A 24,573-nucleotide genomic window follows, 5' to 3' on the forward strand; every position below is an offset into this window, starting at 1 on the left:
GTACCTATTCATGGCAAGAGAGTTCTCCTTGAAAAATACACGTAACATTGGTATCATGGCACACATTGATGCCGGTAAAACAACCACTACGGAACGTATCCTGTTCTACACAGGCCGTACGCACAAAATCGGTGAAGTTCACGAAGGTGCTGCGACTATGGACTGGATGGAGCAGGAGCAGGAGCGTGGTATCACTATCACGTCCGCAGCGACAACTGCACAGTGGAAGGGCCACCGCGTTAATATCATTGATACTCCAGGTCACGTTGACTTCACAGTTGAAGTTGAACGTTCCCTGCGTGTATTGGACGGGGCCGTAGGCGTATTTAGTGCGAAAGAGGGCGTTGAGCCACAATCCGAGACTGTTTGGAGACAAGCAGACCGTTATGGTGTACCTCGTATCGCTTATGTCAATAAAATGGATATCATTGGTGCAGACTACCTGAATGTTGTTAAAGACATGCGTGATCGTCTGCAAGCAAACGCTGTTGCAATTCAGCTGCCTATCGGCGCTGAAAACGACTTCGTTGGTATCATTGATATTGTTGAAATGAAAGCTATCCAGTACAAAGATGATCTGGGTAAAGATCCGGTAGATATCGAGATCCCAGCCGATCTGAAAGATACTGTTGAAGAGCTTCGCATGGAACTGGTAGAGAAAGTTGCAGAACTGGACGAAGACCTGATGATGAAATACCTGGAAGGCGAAGAACTGACGATCGATGAGATCAAAGCTGCTTTGCGTAAAGGTGTTTGTGATGTTAAGATCTTCCCTGTAATCTGTGGTTCCTCTTACCGTAACAAAGGTGTTCAGCCTATGCTGGATGCTGTCATCGACTACCTGCCGTCTCCATTGGATGTACCGGCGATCAAAGGTGAACTCGAAGACGGTACAGAAGAAGTTCGTCATTCTTCGGATGAAGATCCTTTCTCTGCACTGGCGTTCAAAATCATGACCGACCCTTATGTTGGTAAACTGACATTCTTCCGCGTATACTCTGGTGTACTGCAATCCGGTTCTTACGTTGTGAATGCTACTAAAGGCAAACGCGAACGTATCGGTCGTATCCTGCAGATGCACGCCAACAGCCGTGAAGAAATCAGCGTAGTTTACGCTGGTGACATCGCTGCCGCTGTAGGTTTGAAAGATACAGGAACAGGTGATACACTGTGTGATGAGAAAAACCCAATCATTCTGGAGTCTATGAACTTCCCTGATCCGGTTATCGAAATCGCTGTAGAACCTAAAACCAAAGCAGACCAAGATAAAATGGCAACTGCTCTGGGCAAACTGACAGAAGAAGATCCTACTCTGCGCGCTTCTACTAATGAAGAAACAGGACAAACCATCCTGGCAGGTATGGGTGAGCTTCACCTTGATATTATCATCGACCGTATGCGTCGTGAATTCAAGGTTGAAACGAACGTAGGTCAACCTCAGGTTGCTTATCGTGAAACTTTCCGTCAACCAGCTCGCGTCGAAGGTAAATTCGTACGTCAATCCGGTGGTCGTGGTCAATACGGTCACGTTTGGGTTGAATTCGAACCTCTCGAAGCAGGTACTGGTAACCAATTCGAAAGCAAAATCGTCGGTGGTTCCGTACCAAGAGAATATGTTGGTCCTGCACTCGCAGGTATCGAGGAGCAAATGAAGAACGGTGTTCTTGCAGGCTTCCCGGTTGTAGACGTAAAAGCTACAGTTGTAGACGGATCTTATCATGATGTCGATTCCAACGAGATGGCATTTAAAATTGCCGGTTCGATGGCATTGAAATCCGCAAAAGACAAGTGTAAACCTGTCCTGCTGGAGCCAATCATGAAAGTTGAAGTTACAGTACCAGAAGAGTACATGGGTGACGTAATGGGTATGCTGAACTCCCGTCGCGGCCGTATCGAAGGTATGGATTCCCGCAGCGGTACTCAAATTATCCGTGCAAAAGTACCTCTGTCCGAAATGTTTGGTTATTCCACAACACTTCGTTCCGGTACACAAGGACGCGGTGTGTTCTCCATGGAACTTTCTCACTACGAAGAAGTACCTAAGAGCATCGCTGAAGCAGTTAGTGCAAAAGCTAACGGCTAATACGTCCCACCTTGTTTTTACCTATGGGATGTAGAGAAAGCGGGTTGACCGCTTTCATACATTCCGTACTTAATATCAATACACAACACTACCTTTAAGGAGGAAATGTTTAAAATGGCTAAAGCTAAATTTGAACGTAATAAACCGCACGTTAACATCGGTACTATCGGTCACGTCGATCATGGTAAAACAACTCTGACAGCTGCAATCACTACTGTACTGTCCAAAACTTATGGCGGTGCTGCTGTAGCATTCGACCAAATCGATAAAGCACCAGAAGAGCGCGAGCGCGGTATCACAATCTCTACTGCACACGTAGAGTACGAAACTCCTAACCGTCACTACGCACACGTAGACTGCCCAGGTCACGCCGACTATGTTAAAAACATGATCACTGGCGCGGCACAAATGGATGGAGCGATCCTGGTTGTATCCGCAGCTGACGGTCCAATGCCACAAACTCGTGAGCACATCCTGCTGTCCCGTCAAGTAGGTGTTCCTTACATCGTCGTATTCCTGAACAAATGTGATATGGTTGAAGACGAAGAGCTGTTGGAACTGGTTGAAATGGAAGTTCGCGATCTGCTGAGCGAATATGAATTCCCAGGCGACGACACTCCAATCACTCGTGGTTCTGCTCGTGAAGCACTGCAAAACCCTGATGGTGAGTGGGCTCAAAAAATCGTTCAAATGTTCGAAGAAATCGACACTTACATCCCAACTCCAGAACGCGAAACTGACAAGCCTTTCCTGATGCCTGTCGAGGACGTATTCTCCATCACTGGTCGTGGTACAGTTGCTACAGGCCGTGTAGAGCGTGGTGTGGTTAAAGTCGGCGATGAAATCGAAATCGTTGGTATCCACGAAGAAACTAAAAAATCCGTTGTTACGGGCGTAGAAATGTTCCGTAAATTGCTGGATTCCGCTCAAGCGGGTGACAACATCGGCGCACTGCTGCGTGGTGTTGATCGCACACAAATCGAGCGTGGACAAGTACTGTCCAAACCGGGTTCCGTTAACCCACATACTGAGTTCTCCGCTCAAGTATACGTTCTGACAAAAGAAGAGGGTGGCCGTCACAAGCCTTTCTTCACTGGTTACCGTCCACAGTTCTACTTCCGTACAACTGACGTAACTGGCGTTATCTCTCTGCCAGAAGGTACTGAAATGGTTATGCCAGGTGATAACATCACTGTTACGGTATCCCTGATCAACCCAATCGCGATCGAAGAAGGCACACGCTTTGCGATCCGCGAAGGCGGTCGTACTGTAGGCGCTGGTGCGGTTGCATCTATCTCCAAATAATAAATCGTTCCTGATCGGTCTTCATTAGACCAAGGAAGATTTTCAATAAGCAACAGTGTATTGTAACGAAGCAACAATGTATCCTAATCGAAAGTCCGATAAGGTCTGCTTCCTTCATTGTGAAGCGGGCCTTATTTTTTTATGGAAAGTTTCAAAAAAGACTTGCGTCAATGCATGCTCATCATATATAATAACTAATGTTGTGCTGAGACGTTGCGATGATGTGAGAGGTTACTGACACACCCGGCTCCTTTGCCATGAGCGGTGCGGTCAGAAAATTTTCACGGAGTATGTCCGATAATAAATTGGGCGATAGAAGGAGGGACTAAAAATGGCAAAGCAAAAAATTCGTATTCGCTTGAAAGCTTACGATCACAGAATTCTTGATCAATCCGCAGAGAAAATCGTTGAAACGGCTAAACGTTCCGGCGCAGGAGTATCAGGACCGATCCCACTGCCGACTGAGAAACAAATCATCACTATTCTCCGTGCAGTGCATAAATACAAAGATTCTCGTGAACAATTCGAACAACGTACACATAAACGTTTGATCGACATTGTAAACCCAACTCCACAAACTGTGGATGCTCTGATGCGTTTGGACTTACCGTCTGGCGTAGATATCGAAATTAAATTGTAATCCACATAGATTGTGGTACTACGGAAAGTAGAAAGAGGTGTCAACATGAAAGGTATCTTAGGAAGAAAACTGGGTATGACTCAAGTCTTTACCGCAGAAGGTAACGTAATTCCTGTAACGGTTATCGAAGCAGGCCCATGTGTGGTGCTGCAAAAGAAAGACCTGGAAAATGACGGATACGAAGCGGTACAAATCGGTTTTGCAGACAAGAAAGCTAGTCGTGCAAACAAACCGGAAGCAGGACATGCTACTAAAGCAAACACTGTGCCTAAGCGCTACGTTCGCGAAATTCGCGGTGTTGACCTCGCTAGTGTCGAGGTTGGCCAGGAACTGAAAGCAGATCTGTTTGCTGAAGGTGAATTCGTTGATGTAACGGGTATTTCTAAAGGTAAAGGTTTTGCCGGCGTTATCAAACGTTGGGGCCAAAGCCGCGGACCAATGTCCCACGGTTCCCGTTACCATCGTAGACCAGGTTCCATGGGTTCCATCCAGGCTAACCGTGTACCAAAAGGTAAACGTCTGCCAGGACATATGGGTCATGATACAGTAACGATCCAACGTCTCGAAGTTATCCGCGTGGATGCTGAGCGTAACGTTATCCTTGTTAAAGGTTCCATCCCGGGCCCTAAAAACAGTTTCGTTAAAGTAAAAGAAACGGTGAAAAAATAAGTGAAAAAGAAAGGAGGAACATGAAATGCCAAAAGTAGCACTTTATAGTATCGATGGTAGCCAAGTTGGCGAAATCGAATTGAGCGATTCCGTTTTCGGTATCGAACCTAATGCTAGTGTGCTCCACGATGCAGTTGTTATGCAACGCGCTTCCCTTCGTCTGGGTACTCACAAAGTTAAAGGACGTTCTGAAGTTCGCGGTGGTGGACGCAAACCTTGGAAACAAAAAGGAACTGGACGTGCCCGTCAGGGTTCTATCCGTTCTCCACAATGGAAAGGCGGCGGCGTAGTATTCGGACCGACTCCGCGTAGCTATACTTTCAAACTGCCTAAAAAAGTTCGTCGTCTGGCGATCAAATCGGCTCTGTCTTCCAAAGTGATTGCTAACGAAATCATTGTTCTGGATGCTCTGACTCTGAACAGTCCAAAAACAAAAGACTTCGTAGCGATTCTCAATAAATTGAACGTAGACCGTAAAGCACTGATCGTTGCTCCGGAATACGACAATAACGTTGCTCTGTCTGCTCGTAACATCCCAGGTGTTAAATTTGTTGCAGCTGATGGTGTGAATGTTCTCGACGTGCTGTTGCACGACAAACTGATTCTGACTAAGGATGCAGTTCAGAAGGTACAGGAGGTGTTCGCGTAATGAAGGATCCTCGTGATATCATTAAGCGTCCGGTAATTACTGAGCGTACTGCCGACTACATGAGCGAATTGAAATATGCTTTCGAAGTTGACATTCGTTCTAACAAAACCGAGATCAAAAAAGCAATTGAAGAAATCTTCAAAGTGAAAGTGTCGAAAGTTAACACTCTTCGCATGCCTGCTAAACCAAAACGCTATGGACGTTACAACGGCTATACTTCCGAATGGAAAAAAGCTATCGTAACACTGGCTCCAGATAGCAAACCGCTTGAGTTTTTTGAATCTGTAGAGTAAGGAGGAATAACCTGTGCCTATTAAAAAGTACAAACCGACATCCCCGGCTCGTCGTAATATGAGTGTTTCTACATTCGAAGAGATTACAACGAATCAACCGGAGAAAACGTTGCTGGCTCCGCTTTTCAAAAAAGCTGGTCGCAACAACCAAGGTAAAATTACAGTTCGTCACCACGGCGGCGGACACAAACGTAAATACCGTATCATCGACTTCAAACGCAACAAAGATGGAATACCAGGTCGCGTTGCTACAATCGAGTACGATCCAAACCGTACTTCCAACATCGCGCTGCTGCATTATGCAGATGGTGAAAAACGCTATATCATCGCTCCAAAAGGACTGAAAGTTGGAGATCAAGTATTCTCCGGCGCGGATGCTGATATCAAAATCGGTAACTCCCTTCCACTGGAAAACATTCCGGTTGGTACAGTTATCCACAACATCGAATTGAAACCAGGTAAAGGTGGTCAGCTGGTACGTGCAGCTGGTACGGAAGCCCAATTGCTTGGTAAAGAAGAAAAATACGTGTCCATTCGCCTGTCTTCCGGTGAAGTACGCCGTGTACTGAAAGTATGCCGCGCTACAATCGGTTCTGTAGGTAACGAAGATCACGAATTGATCAAAATCGGTAAAGCTGGTCGTAACCGCTGGTTGGGCAAACGTCCACAAGTTCGAGGCGTAGTTATGAACCCGAATGATCACCCACACGGTGGTGGTGAAGGTAAAGCTCCTATCGGTCGTAAATCTCCAATGTCGCCTTGGGGTAAACCAACTCTGGGTTACAAAACTCGTAAAAAAGGTAAAGCTTCCGATCAATACATCATTCGTCGTCGCACGAAGTAATAATCTTTGTGCGTGACTGATGTAACGGATTGACGAACAGTGAAGGGAGGATTCAATATATGAGCCGCAGTCTTAAAAAAGGTCCTTTCGTGGATGGATATCTGCTGAAAAAAGTAGACGTTCTGGATGCCGACAACAAAAAGGCAGTGATCAAAACATGGTCCCGTCGTTCTACAATTTTCCCACAATTCATCGGACATACATTTGCAGTCTATGATGGCCGCAAGCACGTGCCTGTATACGTAACGGAAGATATGGTTGGACACAAACTCGGTGAGTTTGCACCAACTCGTACGTACAAAGGTCACACTGACGATGACAGAAAAACAAGACGTTAATATAGAGTGGTAACAGTAAGAGAGGAGGTCACGCAATGCAAGCGAAAGCACATGCAAAGTTTGTACGCATCGCTCCGCGTAAAGTTCAACTGGTTGTTGATCTGATCCGCGGTAAGCAAGTTGGTGAAGCGATCGCAATTCTGCGTCATACACCAAAATCTGCGTCTCCGGTAGTTGAGAAACTGCTCAACTCCGCAATCGCGAATGCTGAGTTCATCAGCTCCGAGAAGAATGAGTCTATGGACGTGAACAACCTGTTCATTTCCGAAGCTTATGTAAACCAAGGTCCTACTTTGAAACGTTTCCGTCCCCGTGCGATGGGTCGTGCAAGTAAGATCAACAAACGTACAAGCCACATTTCTTTGGTGGTAACTGAAAAATAAAAGGAGGGAAAACGTGTGGGCCAAAAAGTAAATCCCATCGGATTGCGTGTAGGTATTATCCGTGACTGGGAATCTAAATGGTACGCTGGTAAAGATTTTGGCGATCTTCTTTTGGAAGATGTTAAAATTCGTGAATACCTGAAGACAAAACTGAAAGAGTCCGCTGTCTCCCGTATCGAAATCGAGAGAGCGGCTAATCGTGTGAACGTAACAATCCACACCGCAAAACCTGGTATGGTTATCGGACGCGGTGGTTCCGAAGTTGAAGTACTTCGCAACGAAGTAACGAAAATTGCGGGCGGTAAAAAAGTTCACATCAACATTTCCGAAATCAAAAATCAAGAGCTGGATGCAATCTTGGTTGCAGAAAGCATTGCACAACAACTGGAACGTCGCGTTTCTTTCCGTCGTGCTCTGAAACAATCGATTCAAAGAACTATGCGCTCTGGCGCTAAAGGTATTAAAACAGCCGTTAGCGGACGTCTTGGCGGTGCTGAAATCGCCCGTTCCGAAGGTTATAGCGAAGGAACTGTTCCACTGCATACACTTCGTGCTGATATCGACTATGGTACAGCTGAAGCTCATACAACTTACGGCCGTATCGGCGTAAAAGTATGGATCTATCGTGGCGAGGTTCTTCCTACGGCTAAGAAACAAGCTGCTCAGGAAGGAGGCAACTAATCATGTTGGTACCTAAACGTGTAAAACACCGTAAACAGCATCGTCCAGGTATGAAAGGACGCGCTAAAGGCGGTACTGAATTGAACTTCGGCGAATTTGGTCTGCAGTCTCTCGAGCCTGCTTGGATCACGAACCGTCAAATCGAAGCTGCCCGTATTGCTATGACTCGTTATATCAAACGTGGTGGTAAAGTATGGATCAAAATTTTCCCGGACAAACCAATCACTCAAAAGCCTCTTGAGGTTCGTATGGGTAGTGGTAAAGGTAACGTTGAGAAATGGGTTGCCATCGTAAAACCAGGAAAAATTATGTTTGAACTTGCTGGCGTATCTGAAGAAATCGCTCGCGAAGCGATGCGTCTGGCTTCTCATAAACTGCCGGTTAAAACTAAGTTTGTGAAACGTGAAGAATTGGGTGGTGAAGCAAATGAAGGCTAATGAATTGCGCAACCTTACCACTGCTGAAATCGAGCAAAAGATTGCTGGTTTTAAAGAGGAACTCTTTAACCTGCGCTTTCAACTTGCTACCGGTCAATTGGATAACCCTACTCGTATTAGCGCCGTTCGCAAGCAAATTGCTCGTGCTAAAACAGTAGTACGTGAAAGAGAACTCGGAATTACTTCATAATCCAATATTTGACGGACTGTTGATGCCCGTCAGCAAGGGAGGAGGCACACTATGAGCGAACGTAATGCCCGTAAAGTACAGGTAGGTAAAGTTGTCAGTGATAAAATGGACAAAACTATCGTTGTTGCTGTAGAAACTTACAAAAAACACGATCTGTACCACAAACGTATCAAGTACACTAAAAAATTCAAAGCTCATGATGAAAACAACACTGCGAAAATCGGTGACGTTGTAAAAATCATGGAAACTCGTCCACTGTCGAAAGACAAAAACTGGAGACTCGTGGAAGTAGTAGAAGAAGCAATCATCATTTGATGATTACGATAAGCTGCCCGGAAGGAGGAACTAACAATGATTCAACCATTTACACGTTTGGCTGTAGCCGATAACTCTGGCGCAAAAGAACTGATGTGTATCCGCGTACTTGGTGGTACTGGACGTCGTACAGCTGCAATCGGTGATACTATCGTTTGTTCTGTAAAACAAGCAACACCAGGCGGCGTTGTCAAAAAAGGTGATGTAGTGAAAGCAGTAGTTGTTCGTACGAAGAGCTCTGTACGTCGTAAAGACGGTTCTTACATCGCATTTGATGAGAATGCAGCAGTGGTAATCAAAGATGACAAAGGCCCTCGTGGTACTCGTATCTTTGGACCAGTTGCTCGTGAACTGCGTGATCGCGATTACATGAAAATCGTTTCCCTGGCTCCGGAAGTCATCTAAACGATACCGATATAAGGCTCTGTGCCTGAGTGAGTTATAGGAGGTGTACAGAAATGGCTAAAGTGAAAAAAGTTTTGGAATCCCACAACAACAAGCTGCACGTTAAAAAGGATGACACAGTTATCGTAATCAGCGGTAAAGACAAAGGTAAAAAAGGTCGCATCATCGCTGCTTACCCTCGTGAAAACCGCGTGCTGGTTGAAGGTGTGAACATGATTACCAAACACCAAAAACCGTCTCAGCTGAACCCACAAGGTGGACGCATTGAGCAAGAAGCACCTATTCACGTGTCTAACGTAATGCACGTTGATCCTAAGGACGGAAAGAAAGTAACCCGCGTTGGTTACAAAACATTGGACAACGGCAAAAAAGTTCGTGTAGCTAAACGCTCCGGCGATACTATCGACTAATAATTTTCCTTACAGAAAGGAGGACTTTCCAGAATGGCTTCAAGAATGAAAGATTTGTACCTGAATGATATCGTTCCAGCCCTGACTACTAAATTCAACTACACTACAGTAATGCAAGTGCCTAAAGTTGAAAAAATTGTCATCAACATGGGTGTGGGTGAAGCAGTATCGAACTCCAAAGTATTGGATTCTGCTGTTAGCGAACTGCAACTGATCGCTGGTCAAAAGCCAGTAATCACTCGCGCTAAAAAATCCATCGCTGGATTTAAACTGCGTGAAGGCATGCCAATCGGTGTTAAAGTAACACTGCGTGGCGATCGTATGTACTACTTCCTGGACAAACTGGTTAACATCACACTGCCTCGCGTACGTGACTTCCGTGGTGTTTCTTCCAAAGCATTTGACGGTCGTGGTAACTACACACTGGGTCTGAAAGAGCAGCTGATCTTCCCTGAGATCGAGTACGATAAAGTTGATAAAGTACGTGGTATGGATATCGTTATCGTAACAACTGCAAAAACAGACGAAGAGTCTCGCGAACTGCTGACTCAACTGGGAATGCCTTTCGTAAAATAAGATGTGAAATGTACGGGGTTCTAATATAAGCCCCTTTTTCTCCGAAAATATTTAGGAGGTGTCAGGCGAAGTGGCTAAAACTTCAATGAAAGTAAAACAACAACGTACTCCGAAGTTCAAAGTGCGTGCATATACTCGTTGCGAACGTTGTGGTCGTCCACATTCCGTATTGCAAAAGTTCAAAATCTGCCGTATTTGCTTCCGTGAATTGGCGTACAAAGGCCAGATTCCTGGCGTGAAAAAAGCAAGCTGGTAAACCATTGATTAACAGGAAGGAGGTTCACACACATGTCTATGTCAGATCCAATTGCTGATATGCTTACACGTATTCGTAACGCCAACATTGTGCGTCACGAAACGGTTGAAGTTCCAGCTTCCAAAATGAAAAAGCAAATCGCTGATATCCTGAAACGTGAAGGTTTCATTCGTGATGCTGAAGTCATTGAGGACAACAAACAAGGAATTATCCGTATTTTCCTGAAATACGGTCAAAATAACGAACGCGTAATTACTGGTCTGAAACGTATTAGTAAACCAGGACTTCGTGTTTACACAAAGAGCAATGAGGTTCCTCGTGTTCTTGGTGGACTCGGAATCGCGATCATCTCTACTTCCAACGGAGTAGTAACTGATAAAGAAGCTCGTCAAGCGAAAAGCGGCGGCGAAGTCGTTTGTTACGTTTGGTAATTAACGTCATAAAATAAGGAGGTGCAATGCAATGTCCCGTATTGGTCGTAAACCAATTGAAGTACCTAGTGGTGTAGAGGTGACTCTGAACAACACTACTCTGACGGTAAAAGGTCCGAAAGGATCCCTGTCCCGCGAACTTCACAAAGATATGAAAGTAGTTGTTGAAGACAACGTGATCACGATTGAGCGTCCTTCTGACAACAAACTGCATCGTTCCCTGCACGGAACTACACGCAGCGTAGTAAGCAACATGGTTAGCGGAGTAACTACTGGTTTCTCCAAAGCCCTGGAACTGGTTGGTGTCGGTTACCGCGCAAGCAAATCCGGCGAGAAAATCGTTCTGAACGTTGGTTACTCTCACCCGGTAGAAATCACACCGGAAGCTGGTATCGAATTTGATGTTCCTACGAACACTCGTATTGTAGTTAACGGTATCGACAAAGAGCGCGTAGGTGCTTATGCTGCGAAAATCCGTTCCGTACGTGAACCAGAACCTTATAAAGGTAAAGGTATCAAATACGAAGGCGAACGCATTCTGCGTAAAGAAGGTAAAGCTGGTAAGAAGAAATAAGCTAGGGGATAATGGCTCATTACCCCGGGTAGCTTAACCGGAAACTGGCTTATGTGAAATGAAGGGAGTGAAATATACAGTCATGATTACTAAAGCTGATAAAAATAAAGCTCGTCTGAAAAGACATCTGCGTGTTCGTAAGAACATCACTGGTACTGCTGAACGTCCACGTTTGAACGTGTTCCGTTCTGACAAGCACATCTACGCTCAACTGATCGATGACGTGGCAGGCGTGACTCTGGTCTCTGCTTCCACTATCGATAAAGAAGTTGGCGAGATTGCTAACGGTGGTAGCGTAGAAGCTGCTGCAAAAGTTGGCGAACTGATCGCTAACCGTGCAAAAGAAAAAGGACACGAAGCTGTAGTATTCGATCGCGGTGGCTACTTGTATCACGGACGGATTCAAGCCCTGGCGGATGCTGCTCGTGAAGCGGGTCTTCAATTCTAAACCATTGCAAAAAGGAGGTAAACGACTTGCGTATTGATCCAAACACTTTGGAACTGACTGAAAGAGTAGTTCATATCAACCGTGTTGCTAAAGTAGTTAAGGGCGGACGCCGTTTCAGCTTTAGCGCGCTGGTAGTAGTAGGCGACGGTAAAGGCTGGGTTGGTGCTGGTCTGGGTAAAGCTGGCGAAGTACCTGATGCGATCCGTAAAGGTATCGAAGATGCTAAGAAAAACCTGATCCACGTTCCACTCGTAGGAACAACTATTCCTCACCTGGTAAACGGTAAATTCGGTGCAGGACGCGTAATGCTGAAACCAGCATCCGAAGGTACTGGTGTTATCGCTGGTGGTCCAGTTCGTGCCGTTCTGGAACTTGCTGGTGTAGGTGACATCTTGACAAAATCCCTGGGTTCTTCGAATTCCATGAATATGGTTAACGCTACACTGGAAGGCTTGTCTCGCCTGAAACGTGCCGAAGACGTAGCGAAACTGCGTGGAAAAACAATCGAAGAGCTTCTCGGTTAAGGAGGGAATCTAATGGCTAAATTGGAAATTACCCTCGTACGTAGTGTAATCGGTCGCCCGGAAACACAACGTGTTACTGTGAAAACATTGGGTCTGCGTAAGCTGAACCATTCGGTTGTTCAAGAAGACAATGCTGCAATCCGCGGCATGGTTAACCAAGTAAAACACTTGGTATCTGTAAAAGAAATTCAAGGCTAATTGATCGAAAGATTAGCCTATTATCAATAAGGAGGTGCAACGAACGATGAAATTGCATGAGCTTTCACCAGCTCCTGGTTCCCGTAAAGAACGCAAACGCGTAGGTCGTGGTACTAGTAGCGGTACAGGTAAAACATCGGGTCGTGGTCACAAAGGACAAAACTCCCGTTCTGGCGGCGGTGTTCGTCCAGGATTTGAAGGCGGACAAAACCCATTGTATCGTCGTTTGCCGAAACGTGGATTTGTTAACCCTACCCGTAAAGAGTATGCTCTGGTAAACGTAGCTGAGCTGAACAGCCTGGCTGCAGATACTGAAGTGACTCCGGCATTCTTGGTTGAGCAAGGTATTGTAAAAAATACGAAAAGCGGAATCAAGATCCTGGGTAACGGTGATCTGACTGTAAAACTGAACGTAAAAGCGAATAAGTTCTCTCAATCTGCGGTAGAGAAGATCGAGGCTGCCGGCGGTAAAACCGAGGTGATCTAATGTTCAAGACCCTGAAGAATATATGGCGGGTGGAAGACCTTAGAAGTCGGATCATTTTCACTTTGCTGGTGCTGATCGTTTACCGTATCGGTTCATTCGTACCAGTACCTGGAGTAAATACGGAAGTATTCACTGCTGTAAATAACCAGGGCCAAGAATTGTTCGGTCTTCTAAACACTTTCTCCGGTGGAGCATTGTCTCGCTTTTCGATCTTTGCTCTCGGAATCATGCCGTATATCACCGCGTCCATCATTGTGCAATTGCTATCGATGGACGTTATTCCGAAATTTGCGGAATGGGCAAAACAAGGGGAACACGGTAAAAAGAAACTGGCACAGGTCACCCGTTATGGTACAATCATTCTGGGTCTGATCCAGGCTTTTGGTACGTCTATCGGTTTTAACCGTTTGTACAATACAGAGATGATTCCAGGCGCAACGTTCTGGAGTTATGCTTTGATTGCTATTGTACTGACTGCCGGTACATCGTTCCTGATGTGGCTAGGTGAGCAGATCACTGAAAAAGGAATTGGTAACGGGATTTCGATTATCATCTTCGCAGGTATCGTTGCGGCTATTCCGCAGCATATCCGCGATATGGTTCAATCGGATTTTCTCGCTCAAGGTCAGACGTTCATGAATGTGATCAAGCTGATTGTTGTTGTTCTCGTCGTGATTTTGATTGTAGTGGGTGTTATCTTTATCCAACAGGGTATTCGTAAAATTCCGGTACAATATGCAAAACGCGTTGTTGGCAACAAAATGTATGGTGGTCAGAATACACATATCCCACTGAAGATTAATTCGGCTGGTGTTATCCCTGTAATCTTCGCTGTATCCTTGCTTCAATTCCCAATCATTATCGCAAGCTTCTGGTCCACACACGGCTGGGCAAAATGGATTACCGCAAATCTGTGGTATGACAAACCGCTGGGCATGGTCCTGTATGTTGTAATGATTATAGGCTTTACTTTCTTCTATACATTTGTGCAAATGAATCCTACGCAAATGGCGGATAATATGAAGAAGAACGGTGGTTACATTCCGGGTGTACGTCCAGGCAAACCTACGGCAACGTATCTGACGAAAGTTATGACACGTTTGACGATGACAGGTTCCTTGTTCTTGGCGATTATCTCGGTACTGCCAGTATTCCTCGGGGCGATCTCCGGTTTACCGAAATCGGTTCAAATCGGCGGTACATCGCTGCTTATCGTAATCGGTGTTGCACTGGATACGATGAAAACGATCGAAAGCCAACTTATCAAACGTCATTACAAAGGTTTTATCAATAAATAGACGGCAGGTTCCGGCTGAATGGGTGATCCCGTTCTAACCGGCACCTTTCCGTGCTGTTCTTGCAAAAGTCGTTTTGGGGGGAGTGATGTAGCGTGAATATCCTATTCATTGGACCTCCGGGAGCAGGAAAAGGAACACAGGCTGCGGTTATCGTAAAAGAACTAGGCATTCCTCATATTTCAACAGGCGATGCATTTCGTCTGGCGATCAAACAGGAAACTCCAATCGGAGTCAAAGCCAAGTCCTATATTGATCAAGGCTTGCTTGTACCGGATGATGTAACAAACGGAATCGTGGAAGAGCGACTTGCTCAACCTGATTGCGAAAAAGGTTTTTTGCTTGACGGTTATCCAAGAACGCTAGCTCAGGCTGAAGCGCTCGACAAAATGCTGGCAGCAATGAACCGCAAGCTGGACCACGTAATCAATTTGAAAGTAGACCGTGACAAGTTGCTCGTTCGTATTACCGGACGACGCATTTGTAGAACTTGTGGCGCTACGTATCATATTGTTTTCAATCCGCCAAAACAGGAAGGCATTTGCGACCTGGATGGTGGTGAACTTTACCAAAGACCGGATGACAATGAGGAAAGCGTAGCAACGCGTCTTGATGAGTATGGTAACAAGACTGCACCGCTGCTGTCGTACTATGGTGATCAGGATCTGGTAAGGGACATCGATGGCGAACAGGGCATTGACCAAGTATCATCTGATATTGTGTCACTGCTTCGGGGTTAAGCAAAATGATCATTTGCAAATCCGAAACAGAACTTGGCTTTATGCGGGAAGCAGGGCGTATCGTCGCTGAAACCCATGCTCTAATCAAGCAGCACATTGAGCCAGGCATTACTACGCAAGAGCTCGATATGATTGCGGATCGTTACATTCGCAGCCATAACGCCTTGCCGTCATTCAAAGGATACAATGGTTTTCCAGCCAGTATTTGTGCTTCGGTGAACGAAGAACTCGTTCATGGATTCCCAAGCAAACGCAAACTGCAAGAGGGCGACATTGTTACTTTTGATATTGGAGCCCAGTATCAAGGGTATCATGGTGATTCGGCGTGGACATATCCGGTCGGACAGATTTCCGACGAAGCTAAGCGTCTTCTGGAAGTAACAGAGGGAGCTTTATTTGCGGGTCTGGAGCTGGTGAAGCCGGATGTTCGTCTGTTTACAATATCGCATGCGATACAGCGTTTTATCGAAGATGCCGGTATGTCTGTCGTACGTGAGTACGTAGGTCACGGTATTGGAACCAAATTGCATGAAGATCCAAAGATTCCGAATTACGGAATTGCAGATCGCGGCCCGCGCCTCAAGCCGGGTATGGTGCTTGCAATTGAGCCGATGGTGAACGCTGGCGGACGGCATGTTAAAACGTTGGAAGACAAATGGACCGTAGTTACGGTTGATGGCTCGCTGTGTGCCCATTTTGAACATACGGTTGCGGTAACGCCAAACGGTATGGAGATTTTCACAAAACTTAATGCGTAGGTGATTTTGTTGAAAACAGGAACATCCCCGCAGGTCGGTCAAATTGTGAAAGTGTCAAAAGGTAAGGGAGCTGGCCAGCCTGCTATAATCATTGGGATTTTCGATGAGAAATTTGTTTATATCGCCGACGGACACAAACGCAAGTTTGATCAGCCGAAGAAGAAGAGTATTCTTCATCTGGAGCTAATGTCGGTGATCAGCAGCGAAGTAGTAAACAGTTTGCAAGAAAGCGGACGGGTCACAAATGGAAAGCTGCGTCATGCAGTTGCCAAGTTTGTCGAATCTGCCGAAAACAATACGGTTTAAGGAGGAACTCATTGTGGCTAAAGAAGATGTTATTGAGGTAGAAGGCGTGGTTCTTGAACCATTGCCGAATGCAACGTTCAAAGTTGAACTAGAGAATGGTCATCAGATTCTCGCTCATGTTTCCGGTAAACTGCGGATGCACTTTATCCGTATTCTGACTGGAGATAAGGTGGTAGTCCAACTGTCGCCTTACGATTTGACAAAAGGTCGTATAACTTATCGTAAATAGAACACAAATGCATAAAAGTGTGCTATAATAGATACTTATGTGGACTCATTTGTGCTGCAGATAAAATGCTGACGAAATAAGTTTTACAACCGTAAAGCTTAAGGAGGTAATTAACATGAAGGTAAGACCTTCTGTAAAGCCCATCTGCGAAAAATGCAAAGTCATTCGCCGCAAAGGGAATGTAATGGTTATTTGTGAAAACCCGAAACACAAACAAAAGCAAGGTTAATTAATCGAGGAGGTGTAGCGTAATGGCACGTATATCTGGTGTGGATTTACCACGTGATAAGCGCGTTGAGATCGCCTTGACATATATTTTCGGAATCGGTAAAACGACTTCTCAGAAAATTCTGAGTGAAACAGGTATTGACCTGAACACTCGTGTCCGCGATCTGACTGAAGATGAAGTAGGAAAACTGCGTGAAGCAATTGAAGGTAAAAAAGTAGAAGGTGATCTTCGTCGTGAGATCTCTTTGAACATCAAACGTTTGATCGAAATCGGATGCTACCGTGGTGTTCGTCACCGTCGTGGTCTGCCGGTTCGTGGACAACGTACCAAAACAAATGCTCGTACACGTAAAGGTCCTCGTCGCACAGTAGCGAACAAGAAGAAGTAAGGGAGGTTAATGATCAATGGCTAAAGCGAAAAAAGTCGTACGTACGAAACGTCGCGACCGTAAAAATATCGAATCTGGCGTGGCACACATCCGTTCCACGTTTAACAATACAATCGTTACTATTACGGATCCTCACGGCAACGCTATTTCCTGGGCAAGCTCCGGCGGTCTCGGATTCAGAGGTTCCCGTAAATCCACTCCATTCGCAGCACAACTGGCAGCTGAAACTGCAGCAAAAGCAGCTATGGAGCACGGCATGAAAGCTGTTGAAGTTATGGTTAAGGGTCCTGGCGCAGGCCGCGAAGCAGCGATTCGTTCTCTGCAAGCAGCTGGTCTGGAAGTTAACATGATCAAAGATGTAACTCCAATCCCGCATAACGGATGCCGTCCGCCAAAACGTCGTCGCGTATAATCGAAGCATGTCTCTGCTAGTGTGGTGAGCCTCCCGGAAGAAGCTTTGAGCTTACCGGGAACTACTGCATGTCTAATGAATAAAGTTTTAGCGACAGTTTCACTGAAGCGACGTTTTGAAGGAGGGATATTGCAGTGATAGAAATCGAAAAGCCGAAAATTGAGACCGTAGATGTAAATGATGAAGGAACCTATGGCAAGTTCATCGTAGAACCTCTCGAACGTGGTTACGGCATAACACTTGGCAACTCACTTCGCCGGATTTTGCTTTCCTCTCTTCCGGGAGCGGCAGTAACATCTGTTCAAATCGATGGTGTATTGCACGAGTTCTCAACGGTTCAAGGCGTAATGGAAGACGTTACCGAGATCATTTTGAACCTCAAGGCCCTCTCGCTGAAAATCCACTCCGATGAAGAAAAATTGTTGGAGATTGACGCAGATGGAGAAGGAGTAGTCACTGCAGGAGATATCCGTGCAGACAGTGATGTAGAAATCCTTAACCCGGATCTTCACATTGCAACTCTTGCTCCAGGTTCGAGACTCCACATGCGTATTTTTGCTAACCGTGGTCGCGGTTATGTATCGGCGGATAAGAACAAACATCCGGATCAGCCAATTGGCGTGATTCCGATTGATTCGATCTATACTCCGATCTCCCGTGTTAACTATGGCATCGAAAATACTCGTGTTGGTCAAGTGACGAACTATGACCGGTTGACAATTGAAATCTGGACAGATGGTAGCATCCGTCCGGAAGAAGCAGTCAGCTTGGGCGCCAAAATTTTGAGCGAGCACCTGATGCTGTTTGTCGGTCTGACTGACGAAGCAAAAGATGCTGAAATTATGGTCGAAAAAGAGGAAGACAAAAAAGAGAAAGTGCTTGAGATGACGATTGAAGAGCTCGATCTCTCTGTACGTTCTTACAACTGCTTGAAACGTGCCGGCATCAACACGGTGCAGGAATTGACTACTAAATCCGAAGATGACATGATGAAGGTCCGCAACCTGGGACGCAAATCTCTTGAAGAAGTTCAAGAGAAGCTACAGGAACTCGGTCTTGGTCTGCGTCAGGAAGAATAGTCACTTAATCATTGATGAAGGAGGGAATACAAAATGGCATACCAAAAATTGGGTCGTAACTCCAGCGCTCGTAAAGCACTGTTCCGCGATCTGGTAACTGACCTGTTCTTATATGAGCGTATTCAAACGACTGAAGCAAAAGCGAAAGAACTTCGTTCTATCGCAGAAAAGCTGATCACCCTGTCCAAACGTGGAGATCTGCATGCTCGTCGTCAAGTTGCTTCTTACGTTCGTCGTGAAACTCTGAACGGTGAGCAAGATGCAATCCAAAAATTGTTCGCTGAGCTGGCTCCTCGCTATGCAGAGCGTCCAGGTGGATACACTCGTATCCTGAAACTGGGACCTCGTCGTGGCGACGCTGCTCCTATGGTTTATCTGGAACTGGTAGACCGCGCTTAACATGCAGATAAAGAAGGGTGGACAGGGTCTTGTGATTCTGACAAAGCCCTTTTTTTCTCTGTCTGAATAAAGTTGTGTTGAACAACACAAAGGAGGGGGCTCCAACCTGGAGCTCCCTTACTTTGTATGTGGATATAAAAGGTGATGACCATGCGGAATCTATGTATGACCGTCAACTATGACGGAACTCGATATAACGGCTTCCAGACGCAACCTGACGGCAATACCGTTCAGGATCATCTGGAAAAGGCAATTGCCTCCATGATTGGTGAACGTCCCAAAATCCACGGTTCTGGACGTACAGACGCTGGCGTACATGCTGTAGGTCAGGTGTTCAATTTTCAGACCGATTCACCGATTCCAGCAGATCGTTGGCCACTGGCTCTAAACGGACGTTTACCGCGCGATATTATAGTAACGGGTGCACGCGAAGTGTCGTTGGAATTTCATTCCCGTCGCTCTGCAAAGCGCAAGACGTATCGATATACGATCAATGCCAATCAGTACCCGGACGTGTTTTTTCGTCATATGCAGCTGCACCATCCTGGGAAACTGAATATCGGTAATATGGAAAAGGCGTTCCGGTATTTTGTAGGAACGTATGACTTTACGACATTTGCTTCACGTTACTCGCAAAAGCAGAGTCATGTTCGTACAGTGCTAGAAACCAGAATGGAGATCGATCTGTCGCAGACCCGTGAGCATACAAGAGACCAAGGCATCTTGCATTTTTATATTACTGGCACTGGTTTTTTGCAGCATATGGTGCGGATCATTATGGGGACGCTCATTCAGGTCGGAGAAGGCAAATATAAGCCGGATGATATTCTAGGTATGATTGCTGCCTGCGACCGCAATGCAGCTGGTCCTACAGCGGTTAGTAAAGCGTTAACGATGTGGGGCGTACAGTATGACGAGGTTGATTTTGGATGATTTTAATGCTGAAACAAATTCAGTAAAAAAAGTCTCTGGAAATAACAAATAATACTTGCTTAACGTTGAACCATGCTGTAAAATCAAAGTTGTGTTTTCTTACGGCTCTCCCACAGCCCCGGTAAGAACTCACATAACCAAAGCTACAACCAACTGAATTTCAAAATTGTAATACCGTGTATTAATAACACAACCAATAACGAACGATCATATATGAAAATATATATTTTCAAAACAGACTAAGGAGGAACTTCTCATGCGTACAACTTATATCGCGAAGCCAAGTGAAGTAGAACGCCAGTGGTATATTATTGATGCTGAAGGCAAAACGCTTGGCCGTCTGGCAAGTGAAGTTGCAGCACTGATCCGTGGTAAACACAAACCATCTTTCACCCCTCATGTGGACGGCGGCGATTTCGTTATCGTAATCAACTCCGAAAAAATCCACCTGACAGGTAAAAAACTGCAGGACAAAAAATACTACCGTCACTCCATGCACCCAGGTGGTCTGAAAGTAACGACTGCTCAGGACATGATCAACAACAAACCTGAACGTGTAATCGAAGCTGCTGTACATGGCATGCTGCCAAAAACTCGTCAAGGTAACGCAATGAAACTGCGTCTGAAAGCTTATGCTGGCGCAGAACATCCACATGCAGCACAAAAACCAGAAGTTTACGAACTTCGCGGATAATTAAAAGGAGGACAGTTTCATGGCTAAAGTACAATACTATGGGACAGGTCGTCGTAAACATTCGGTAGCACGTGTTCGCCTTGTACCGGGTGAAGGACGCATTGTCATCAACAAACGTGAGATTGACGAATATTTCGGTCTGGAAACGCTCAAACTGATCGTTAAACAACCACTGAACCTGACAGAAACTCTGGGTAGCTACGATGTAATCGTAATCGCTGAAGGCGGCGGTATCTCCGGTCAAGCCGGCGCGATCCGTCACGGTATCTCCCGTGCTCTGCTGAAAGCAGATCCAGAACTACGCGGTTCCCTGAAAAAAGCTGGATTCCTGACTCGTGACCCACGTATGAAAGAACGTAAAAAATACGGTCTTAAAGCAGCACGTCGCGCACCTCAGTTCTCCAAACGTTAATATTTATTTCATCAATGATTGCAACCCTCTGGTCCTATCGATCAGGGGGTTGTTTTTATTTTGTCGTTTTATTTACAGACAGATTGAACTGTGTTGAGGGAAGTTAAGCTGTAATGATGCAACATTGAGTATGAGAACTTATCCCCATCCCAGTAACATAACATCTTCTTACACTGGATTCATCCACAGGTGGTTTCCCTTTTTTGTGAGATTCGCCTCATGATTCTTCATTGAGAGTGGGTATAAAGGGGATAACTCTGTTAGTATGTGAATGAATTTTGTAGAAAACAGTAGCATCATTCAGGTTATCAACAGCTTTCTCAAAATGATTTGTAAAATATCCTATTTTCCTCTTGAATTACAGCTTCATCACTTTTATAATATACATATAATTCTTAGTAGTTTAGTCGGTTTTAGAATTCGAACAGATTAACATTGTACACACATCTTTTTTCTAAAAGAGTAATTCGCAAATTTCAAGTATAATTGCATCTACCCTTCATAGATAAACAAGGTCCAATCAATTGGTGTATCCATAAGAGTAGATTCGTTTTTATTTGCGGACTTAAAACCAGTTTGGAAAAAAGAAACTAAATTTAGTGATGGGGGAAATCACATGAATTTGTTAGAAAAAGAAGAACTTGCTAAGATCAAAGCTGAAGAACTGGAACATGCCTCAGCAGAACAGGTTATCCGCTGGGCAGTAGATAATTTTGATAGTCTTACGTTTGCTTGCAGCTTTGGAGCAGAAGATGTCGTCATCGTTGATATGATACAGACGATTAGTCCATCCACAGACATTTTCTATTTGGACACTGACTTTCACTTTCAGGAAACGTATGAGACACGTGATCGAATGGTTGAGCGTTATGGAATGAATTTTGTGCGTGTTGCTCCAAAACTGACACCGGAAGAGCAGGCTGCCCAGCATGGTGAGTCTCTCTGGACAGTAGATCCGAATGCATGCTGCAATATTCGCAAAGTAGAGCCATTGACTCGTATTCTTTCACAATATGATGCCTGGATCACAGGTATTCGGCGTGATCAGGCACCTACGCGTGCGAACGCCAAGAAGATTGAATATGATTACAAATTTGGTCTAATGAAGTTCAACCCGATTGCAGATTGGACATCGGAAGATGTATGGAAATATATCCGTGATAATGATATTATCTACAACCCGTTACATGATCGTCACTATCCAAGTATTGGTTGCGAATATTGCACACGCCAAGTTATGCCTGGTGAAGATCCACGTGCTGGACGCTGGTCTGGTAATGATAAGACCGAATGCGGTTTGCATAAATAATGTGAATCAATCTATCTGTATATTTAACATCTACATGAGATGAATGGCGGAGTACTATATCCGCTGTACTATACTCGCTGTACGTATATAACAGCACATCCATTTTATTTTCAAAAGGAGCGACTTCAATGACGGCAATTTTACCACACGGCGGTAAACTGATTCAGCGTATTGTGGAAGGCGATGAGCGTACACAGTTGCTAGAACAGGCAAAAGGATGGAAGCAAGTTCCGATCAATAATTGGACAGTATCCGATCTGGATCTAATTGGAGTAGGTGCCTTCTCTCCATTGGAAGGTTTTCTGGAAGAAGCAGACTATCATTCTGTCGTAAATGATATACGTTTGAAAAATGGTCTTGTATGGAGTATTCCGATTACTTTGGCGCTAGATGAAGAAATTACATCTCAGCTGCAAATCGGTGAGAAGGTAGCTTTGGTAGGCGAAAACGATCAGATCGTCTATGGAGTGCTGGAAGTGCGTAGCATTTATACAGTCGATCAGCAGCAAGAAGCAATTCGCGTCTTCAAAACCGATGATCCTGAACATCCCGGTGTCAAAAAGCTATTCAGTCGTCCATCCACCTATGTAGGCGGTCCAATTCAAGTACTGAATCGCCCTCAACCAGAGAAGTTTGGCGAATTCTATTTTGACCCAGCTCAGACCCGCAAGATCTTTGCTGATAAAGGCTGGAAGACAGTCGTAGGCTTCCAAACACGTAATCCAGTTCACCGTGCGCATGAATACATTCAGAAAAGCGCAATGGAAATTGTGGATGCACTCTTTCTCAATCCGTTAGTCGGCGAAACGAAATCGGATGATGTTCCAGCCAATGTGAGGATGCGCAGTTACCTTGTACTGCTGGAAAATTATTATCCGGCTGATCGTACCTTCCTCGGTGTATTTCCAGCAGCGATGCGCTATGCTGGACCACGCGAAGCAATTTTCCATGCGATGGTACGCAAAAACTACGGTTGTACACATTTTATCGTTGGACGGGATCATGCGGGCGTAGGCGATTATTATGGTACCTATGAAGCGCAGGAGATTTTTGCTAACTTTACCGCAGAAGAGTTGGACATCACCCCATTGTTCTTTGAACACAGCTTCTTCTGCACTCAATGCGGCAATATGGCTTCTAGCAAAACTTGTCCTCATCCCAAAGAAAAGCATCTTACCTTATCCGGAACCAAAGTACGCGGTCTGCTACGTGAAGGAAAATGCCCACCACCGGAGTTTACTCGTCCAGAAGTGGCAGAAGTCTTAATTGAAGGTATGGCAGAGCACGTACCTTCCTGATTTTGAAAATATGTATTCTATTGAGTATTAGCCCCCTGTATACGAATAGTGAAGCTGTCGAGAATGACAGAAACACTTCCATCGTATACAGGGGGTTTATGTTTATCACAATGTGCAATGGACTCGCTACGCAACCGTATACAGTGGTATAATAACAACTATGAGTTTGTAATCAGTACGTATCATTCATCCATTAAATTCATCGTATAAGGAGTGCGCTATTATGCTATCAAGAGATTATGTTCTGGAACTGTTAAATAAAGTGAAAGACCCGCAATATGAATTCCCACTCCTGGAAATGCAGTTGATCCGCGATGTAATGGTAAAAGACACGCGTATTTCCCTCACGGTGGTCTGTGTAGAGCTGGGACAAGAGTACAAAGAATTGGTAGAGCGAGAGATTCGTCAGGCGTTGAAGATCGTAGAACCGATCGACGTACATATCCGTTTCAGAGAGCCTTCTGAGCGCGAGATGGAGGCGATACGACAATTGCTGTCTCCAGATGAACAACGTGAGCCGACAGCTGAAGAGATCGAGCAGAAAGGTCATGCAGCGGGCTTAGAGAATCTACCTATTATTCATCCAGACTCCGGTGTACGCTTTGTTGCAGTCGCAAGTGGTAAAGGGGGCGTCGGTAAATCAACCGTTACCGTCAATTTAGCAACCTCGCTAGCACGTCTTGGCAAAAAAGTTGGACTTATTGATGCGGACATCTATGGCTTTAGCGTACCGGATATGATGGGCATTGAAGAATACCCACAGGTAGATGAGGGACGCATCCAGCCAGTCGAACGCTTTGGCGTTAAAGTCATGTCGATGGGATTCTTTATTCGTGAAAATAACCCGGTCATCTGGCGCGGTCCGATGCTTGGGCGGATGCTGCGTCAATTTTTCGCTGATGTAGACTGGGGTGATTTGGATTACATGCTGCTTGATCTACCGCCTGGAACAGGTG

39 protein-coding genes (1 of these 39 running past the window's edge) are annotated in these 24,573 nt (G+C 45.3%); all 39 read left to right on the top strand.

Annotated elements, in window-relative coordinates; genetic code table 11:
* Nucleotides 1-10 precede the first annotated feature (10 nt).
* Nucleotides 11-2,083 (top strand): elongation factor G, encoded by a 2,073-nt coding sequence (gene fusA / locus ACDE64_RS03135; protein ID WP_411345100.1) that lies wholly within the window; start codon nt 11-13, stop codon nt 2,081-2,083.
* A 114-nt stretch (nt 2,084-2,197) separates the two neighbouring features.
* Nucleotides 2,198-3,388, top strand: coding sequence for an elongation factor Tu (tuf, locus tag ACDE64_RS03140; RefSeq protein ID WP_411345101.1), 1,191 nt, complete (start codon nt 2,198-2,200; stop codon nt 3,386-3,388).
* A 331-nt stretch (nt 3,389-3,719) separates the two neighbouring features.
* Entirely contained in the window at nt 3,720-4,028 is a 309-nt protein-coding gene (rpsJ, locus tag ACDE64_RS03145) for a 30S ribosomal protein S10 (RefSeq protein ID WP_017692074.1), read from the top strand.
* A 45-nt stretch (nt 4,029-4,073) separates the two neighbouring features.
* Nucleotides 4,074-4,697 carry a 50S ribosomal protein L3 gene (gene rplC, locus ACDE64_RS03150; RefSeq protein WP_411345102.1) on the top strand — a complete coding sequence of 208 codons (624 nt, stop codon included), beginning with the start codon at nt 4,074-4,076 and terminating at the stop codon, nt 4,695-4,697.
* 25 nt (nt 4,698-4,722) lie between these two features.
* Complete coding sequence (rplD, locus tag ACDE64_RS03155) at nt 4,723-5,346, top strand: 50S ribosomal protein L4 (RefSeq protein WP_411348993.1); 624 nt, start codon at nt 4,723-4,725, stop codon at nt 5,344-5,346.
* On the top strand, nt 5,346-5,639 hold the full coding sequence (gene rplW, locus ACDE64_RS03160; protein WP_411345104.1) for a 50S ribosomal protein L23: 294 nt from the start codon (nt 5,346-5,348) through the stop codon (nt 5,637-5,639). The genes rplD and rplW overlap by 1 nt, the downstream gene beginning before the upstream one ends.
* 13 nt (nt 5,640-5,652) lie before the next feature.
* Nucleotides 5,653-6,483 (top strand): 50S ribosomal protein L2, encoded by an 831-nt coding sequence (rplB, locus tag ACDE64_RS03165; protein ID WP_367064396.1) that lies wholly within the window; start codon nt 5,653-5,655, stop codon nt 6,481-6,483.
* 59 nt (nt 6,484-6,542) lie between these two features.
* Nucleotides 6,543-6,821 (top strand): 30S ribosomal protein S19, encoded by a 279-nt coding sequence (rpsS, locus tag ACDE64_RS03170; protein WP_411345105.1) that lies wholly within the window; start codon nt 6,543-6,545, stop codon nt 6,819-6,821.
* Nucleotides 6,822-6,856: 35 nt separating this feature from the next.
* Nucleotides 6,857-7,204: a 50S ribosomal protein L22 gene (rplV, locus tag ACDE64_RS03175; protein ID WP_367064398.1), complete on the top strand. Its 348-nt coding sequence runs from the start codon at nt 6,857-6,859 to the stop codon at nt 7,202-7,204.
* A 15-nt stretch (nt 7,205-7,219) separates the two neighbouring features.
* Entirely contained in the window at nt 7,220-7,885 is a 666-nt protein-coding gene (gene rpsC / locus ACDE64_RS03180; RefSeq protein ID WP_411345106.1) for a 30S ribosomal protein S3, read from the top strand.
* 2 nt (nt 7,886-7,887) lie between these two features.
* The gene (rplP, locus tag ACDE64_RS03185) at nt 7,888-8,322 is read left to right on the top strand and encodes a 50S ribosomal protein L16 (protein ID WP_322907992.1); all 435 of its coding nucleotides are present in this window, start codon (nt 7,888-7,890) and stop codon (nt 8,320-8,322) included.
* Nucleotides 8,312-8,512, top strand: a complete 201-nt coding sequence (gene rpmC / locus ACDE64_RS03190; protein WP_017815370.1) for a 50S ribosomal protein L29 — start codon at nt 8,312-8,314, stop codon at nt 8,510-8,512. The genes rplP and rpmC overlap by 11 nt, the downstream gene beginning before the upstream one ends.
* A 51-nt stretch (nt 8,513-8,563) precedes the next feature.
* Nucleotides 8,564-8,827, top strand: a complete 264-nt coding sequence (rpsQ, locus tag ACDE64_RS03195; RefSeq protein ID WP_017815371.1) for a 30S ribosomal protein S17 — start codon at nt 8,564-8,566, stop codon at nt 8,825-8,827.
* Between the two features lie 36 nt (nt 8,828-8,863).
* A complete protein-coding gene (rplN, locus tag ACDE64_RS03200; protein WP_017815372.1) occupies nt 8,864-9,232 on the top strand; it encodes a 50S ribosomal protein L14 in 369 nt (122 codons plus the stop codon).
* Nucleotides 9,233-9,285: 53 nt separating this feature from the next.
* Nucleotides 9,286-9,642 (top strand): 50S ribosomal protein L24, encoded by a 357-nt coding sequence (gene rplX, locus ACDE64_RS03205; RefSeq protein WP_229685996.1) that lies wholly within the window; start codon nt 9,286-9,288, stop codon nt 9,640-9,642.
* Between the two features lie 33 nt (nt 9,643-9,675).
* Nucleotides 9,676-10,218 (top strand): 50S ribosomal protein L5, encoded by a 543-nt coding sequence (gene rplE, locus ACDE64_RS03210; protein ID WP_411345107.1) that lies wholly within the window; start codon nt 9,676-9,678, stop codon nt 10,216-10,218.
* A gap of 70 nt (nt 10,219-10,288) precedes the next feature.
* Nucleotides 10,289-10,474 (top strand): type Z 30S ribosomal protein S14, encoded by a 186-nt coding sequence (locus ACDE64_RS03215; protein ID WP_013312154.1) that lies wholly within the window; start codon nt 10,289-10,291, stop codon nt 10,472-10,474.
* Nucleotides 10,475-10,506: 32 nt separating this feature from the next.
* Nucleotides 10,507-10,905, top strand: coding sequence for a 30S ribosomal protein S8 (gene rpsH / locus ACDE64_RS03220; RefSeq protein WP_411348994.1), 399 nt, complete (start codon nt 10,507-10,509; stop codon nt 10,903-10,905).
* A gap of 31 nt (nt 10,906-10,936) precedes the next feature.
* Complete coding sequence (gene rplF, locus ACDE64_RS03225) at nt 10,937-11,479, top strand: 50S ribosomal protein L6 (protein WP_411345108.1); 543 nt, start codon at nt 10,937-10,939, stop codon at nt 11,477-11,479.
* Between the two features lie 82 nt (nt 11,480-11,561).
* Nucleotides 11,562-11,927 carry a 50S ribosomal protein L18 gene (gene rplR / locus ACDE64_RS03230; protein ID WP_411345109.1) on the top strand — a complete coding sequence of 122 codons (366 nt, stop codon included), beginning with the start codon at nt 11,562-11,564 and terminating at the stop codon, nt 11,925-11,927.
* Between the two features lie 26 nt (nt 11,928-11,953).
* Nucleotides 11,954-12,451, top strand: a complete 498-nt coding sequence (gene rpsE, locus ACDE64_RS03235; protein WP_188777883.1) for a 30S ribosomal protein S5 — start codon at nt 11,954-11,956, stop codon at nt 12,449-12,451.
* Nucleotides 12,452-12,463: 12 nt separating this feature from the next.
* A complete protein-coding gene (gene rpmD / locus ACDE64_RS03240) occupies nt 12,464-12,649 on the top strand; it encodes a 50S ribosomal protein L30 (protein ID WP_411345110.1) in 186 nt (61 codons plus the stop codon).
* 46 nt (nt 12,650-12,695) lie between these two features.
* Nucleotides 12,696-13,136: a 50S ribosomal protein L15 gene (gene rplO / locus ACDE64_RS03245; protein WP_367064406.1), complete on the top strand. Its 441-nt coding sequence runs from the start codon at nt 12,696-12,698 to the stop codon at nt 13,134-13,136.
* Complete coding sequence (gene secY / locus ACDE64_RS03250; RefSeq protein ID WP_411348995.1) at nt 13,136-14,434, top strand: preprotein translocase subunit SecY; 1,299 nt, start codon at nt 13,136-13,138, stop codon at nt 14,432-14,434. The genes rplO and secY overlap by 1 nt, the downstream gene beginning before the upstream one ends.
* Before the next feature lie 92 nt (nt 14,435-14,526).
* Nucleotides 14,527-15,171 (top strand): adenylate kinase, encoded by a 645-nt coding sequence (locus ACDE64_RS03255; protein ID WP_367064408.1) that lies wholly within the window; start codon nt 14,527-14,529, stop codon nt 15,169-15,171.
* Nucleotides 15,172-15,176: 5 nt separating this feature from the next.
* Nucleotides 15,177-15,929, top strand: coding sequence for a type I methionyl aminopeptidase (gene map, locus ACDE64_RS03260; protein ID WP_411345112.1), 753 nt, complete (start codon nt 15,177-15,179; stop codon nt 15,927-15,929).
* Nucleotides 15,930-15,938: 9 nt separating this feature from the next.
* Entirely contained in the window at nt 15,939-16,235 is a 297-nt protein-coding gene (locus ACDE64_RS03265) for a hypothetical protein (protein WP_411348996.1), read from the top strand.
* A gap of 13 nt (nt 16,236-16,248) precedes the next feature.
* Nucleotides 16,249-16,464 carry a translation initiation factor IF-1 gene (gene infA / locus ACDE64_RS03270; RefSeq protein WP_017815385.1) on the top strand — a complete coding sequence of 72 codons (216 nt, stop codon included), beginning with the start codon at nt 16,249-16,251 and terminating at the stop codon, nt 16,462-16,464.
* A 115-nt stretch (nt 16,465-16,579) separates the two neighbouring features.
* Nucleotides 16,580-16,693: a 50S ribosomal protein L36 gene (rpmJ, locus tag ACDE64_RS03275; RefSeq protein ID WP_003333770.1), complete on the top strand. Its 114-nt coding sequence runs from the start codon at nt 16,580-16,582 to the stop codon at nt 16,691-16,693.
* Nucleotides 16,694-16,715: 22 nt separating this feature from the next.
* Nucleotides 16,716-17,081, top strand: a complete 366-nt coding sequence (gene rpsM, locus ACDE64_RS03280; RefSeq protein ID WP_188777868.1) for a 30S ribosomal protein S13 — start codon at nt 16,716-16,718, stop codon at nt 17,079-17,081.
* Between the two features lie 16 nt (nt 17,082-17,097).
* Nucleotides 17,098-17,493, top strand: a complete 396-nt coding sequence (rpsK, locus tag ACDE64_RS03285; protein WP_367064411.1) for a 30S ribosomal protein S11 — start codon at nt 17,098-17,100, stop codon at nt 17,491-17,493.
* Between the two features lie 134 nt (nt 17,494-17,627).
* Nucleotides 17,628-18,572 (top strand): DNA-directed RNA polymerase subunit alpha, encoded by a 945-nt coding sequence (locus ACDE64_RS03290; RefSeq protein WP_411345114.1) that lies wholly within the window; start codon nt 17,628-17,630, stop codon nt 18,570-18,572.
* Between the two features lie 33 nt (nt 18,573-18,605).
* The gene (gene rplQ, locus ACDE64_RS03295; RefSeq protein WP_367064413.1) at nt 18,606-18,971 is read left to right on the top strand and encodes a 50S ribosomal protein L17; all 366 of its coding nucleotides are present in this window, start codon (nt 18,606-18,608) and stop codon (nt 18,969-18,971) included.
* A 150-nt stretch (nt 18,972-19,121) separates the two neighbouring features.
* Nucleotides 19,122-19,904 (top strand): tRNA pseudouridine(38-40) synthase TruA, encoded by a 783-nt coding sequence (truA, locus tag ACDE64_RS03300; protein ID WP_411350223.1) that lies wholly within the window; start codon nt 19,122-19,124, stop codon nt 19,902-19,904.
* Between the two features lie 256 nt (nt 19,905-20,160).
* On the top strand, nt 20,161-20,598 hold the full coding sequence (gene rplM / locus ACDE64_RS03305; RefSeq protein WP_411345116.1) for a 50S ribosomal protein L13: 438 nt from the start codon (nt 20,161-20,163) through the stop codon (nt 20,596-20,598).
* Nucleotides 20,599-20,617: 19 nt separating this feature from the next.
* Entirely contained in the window at nt 20,618-21,010 is a 393-nt protein-coding gene (gene rpsI / locus ACDE64_RS03310; RefSeq protein ID WP_367064416.1) for a 30S ribosomal protein S9, read from the top strand.
* Nucleotides 21,011-21,626: 616 nt separating this feature from the next.
* Nucleotides 21,627-22,319, top strand: a complete 693-nt coding sequence (locus ACDE64_RS03315) for a phosphoadenylyl-sulfate reductase (RefSeq protein WP_411348997.1) — start codon at nt 21,627-21,629, stop codon at nt 22,317-22,319.
* A 128-nt stretch (nt 22,320-22,447) separates the two neighbouring features.
* Nucleotides 22,448-23,617: a sulfate adenylyltransferase gene (gene sat / locus ACDE64_RS03320; RefSeq protein WP_411345117.1), complete on the top strand. Its 1,170-nt coding sequence runs from the start codon at nt 22,448-22,450 to the stop codon at nt 23,615-23,617.
* A 223-nt stretch (nt 23,618-23,840) separates the two neighbouring features.
* Nucleotides 23,841-24,573, top strand: partial view of a P-loop NTPase gene (locus tag ACDE64_RS03325; protein ID WP_411348998.1) — the 5' portion only. The gene runs 377 nt beyond the window's last position; only the first 733 of its 1,110 coding nucleotides appear in the window; it begins with the start codon at nt 23,841-23,843; the stop codon falls past the right edge of the window.

The organism is Paenibacillus sp. WLX2291, from assembly GCF_046603665.1.
Taxonomy (GTDB): Bacteria; Bacillota; Bacilli; order Paenibacillales; family Paenibacillaceae; genus Saccharibacillus.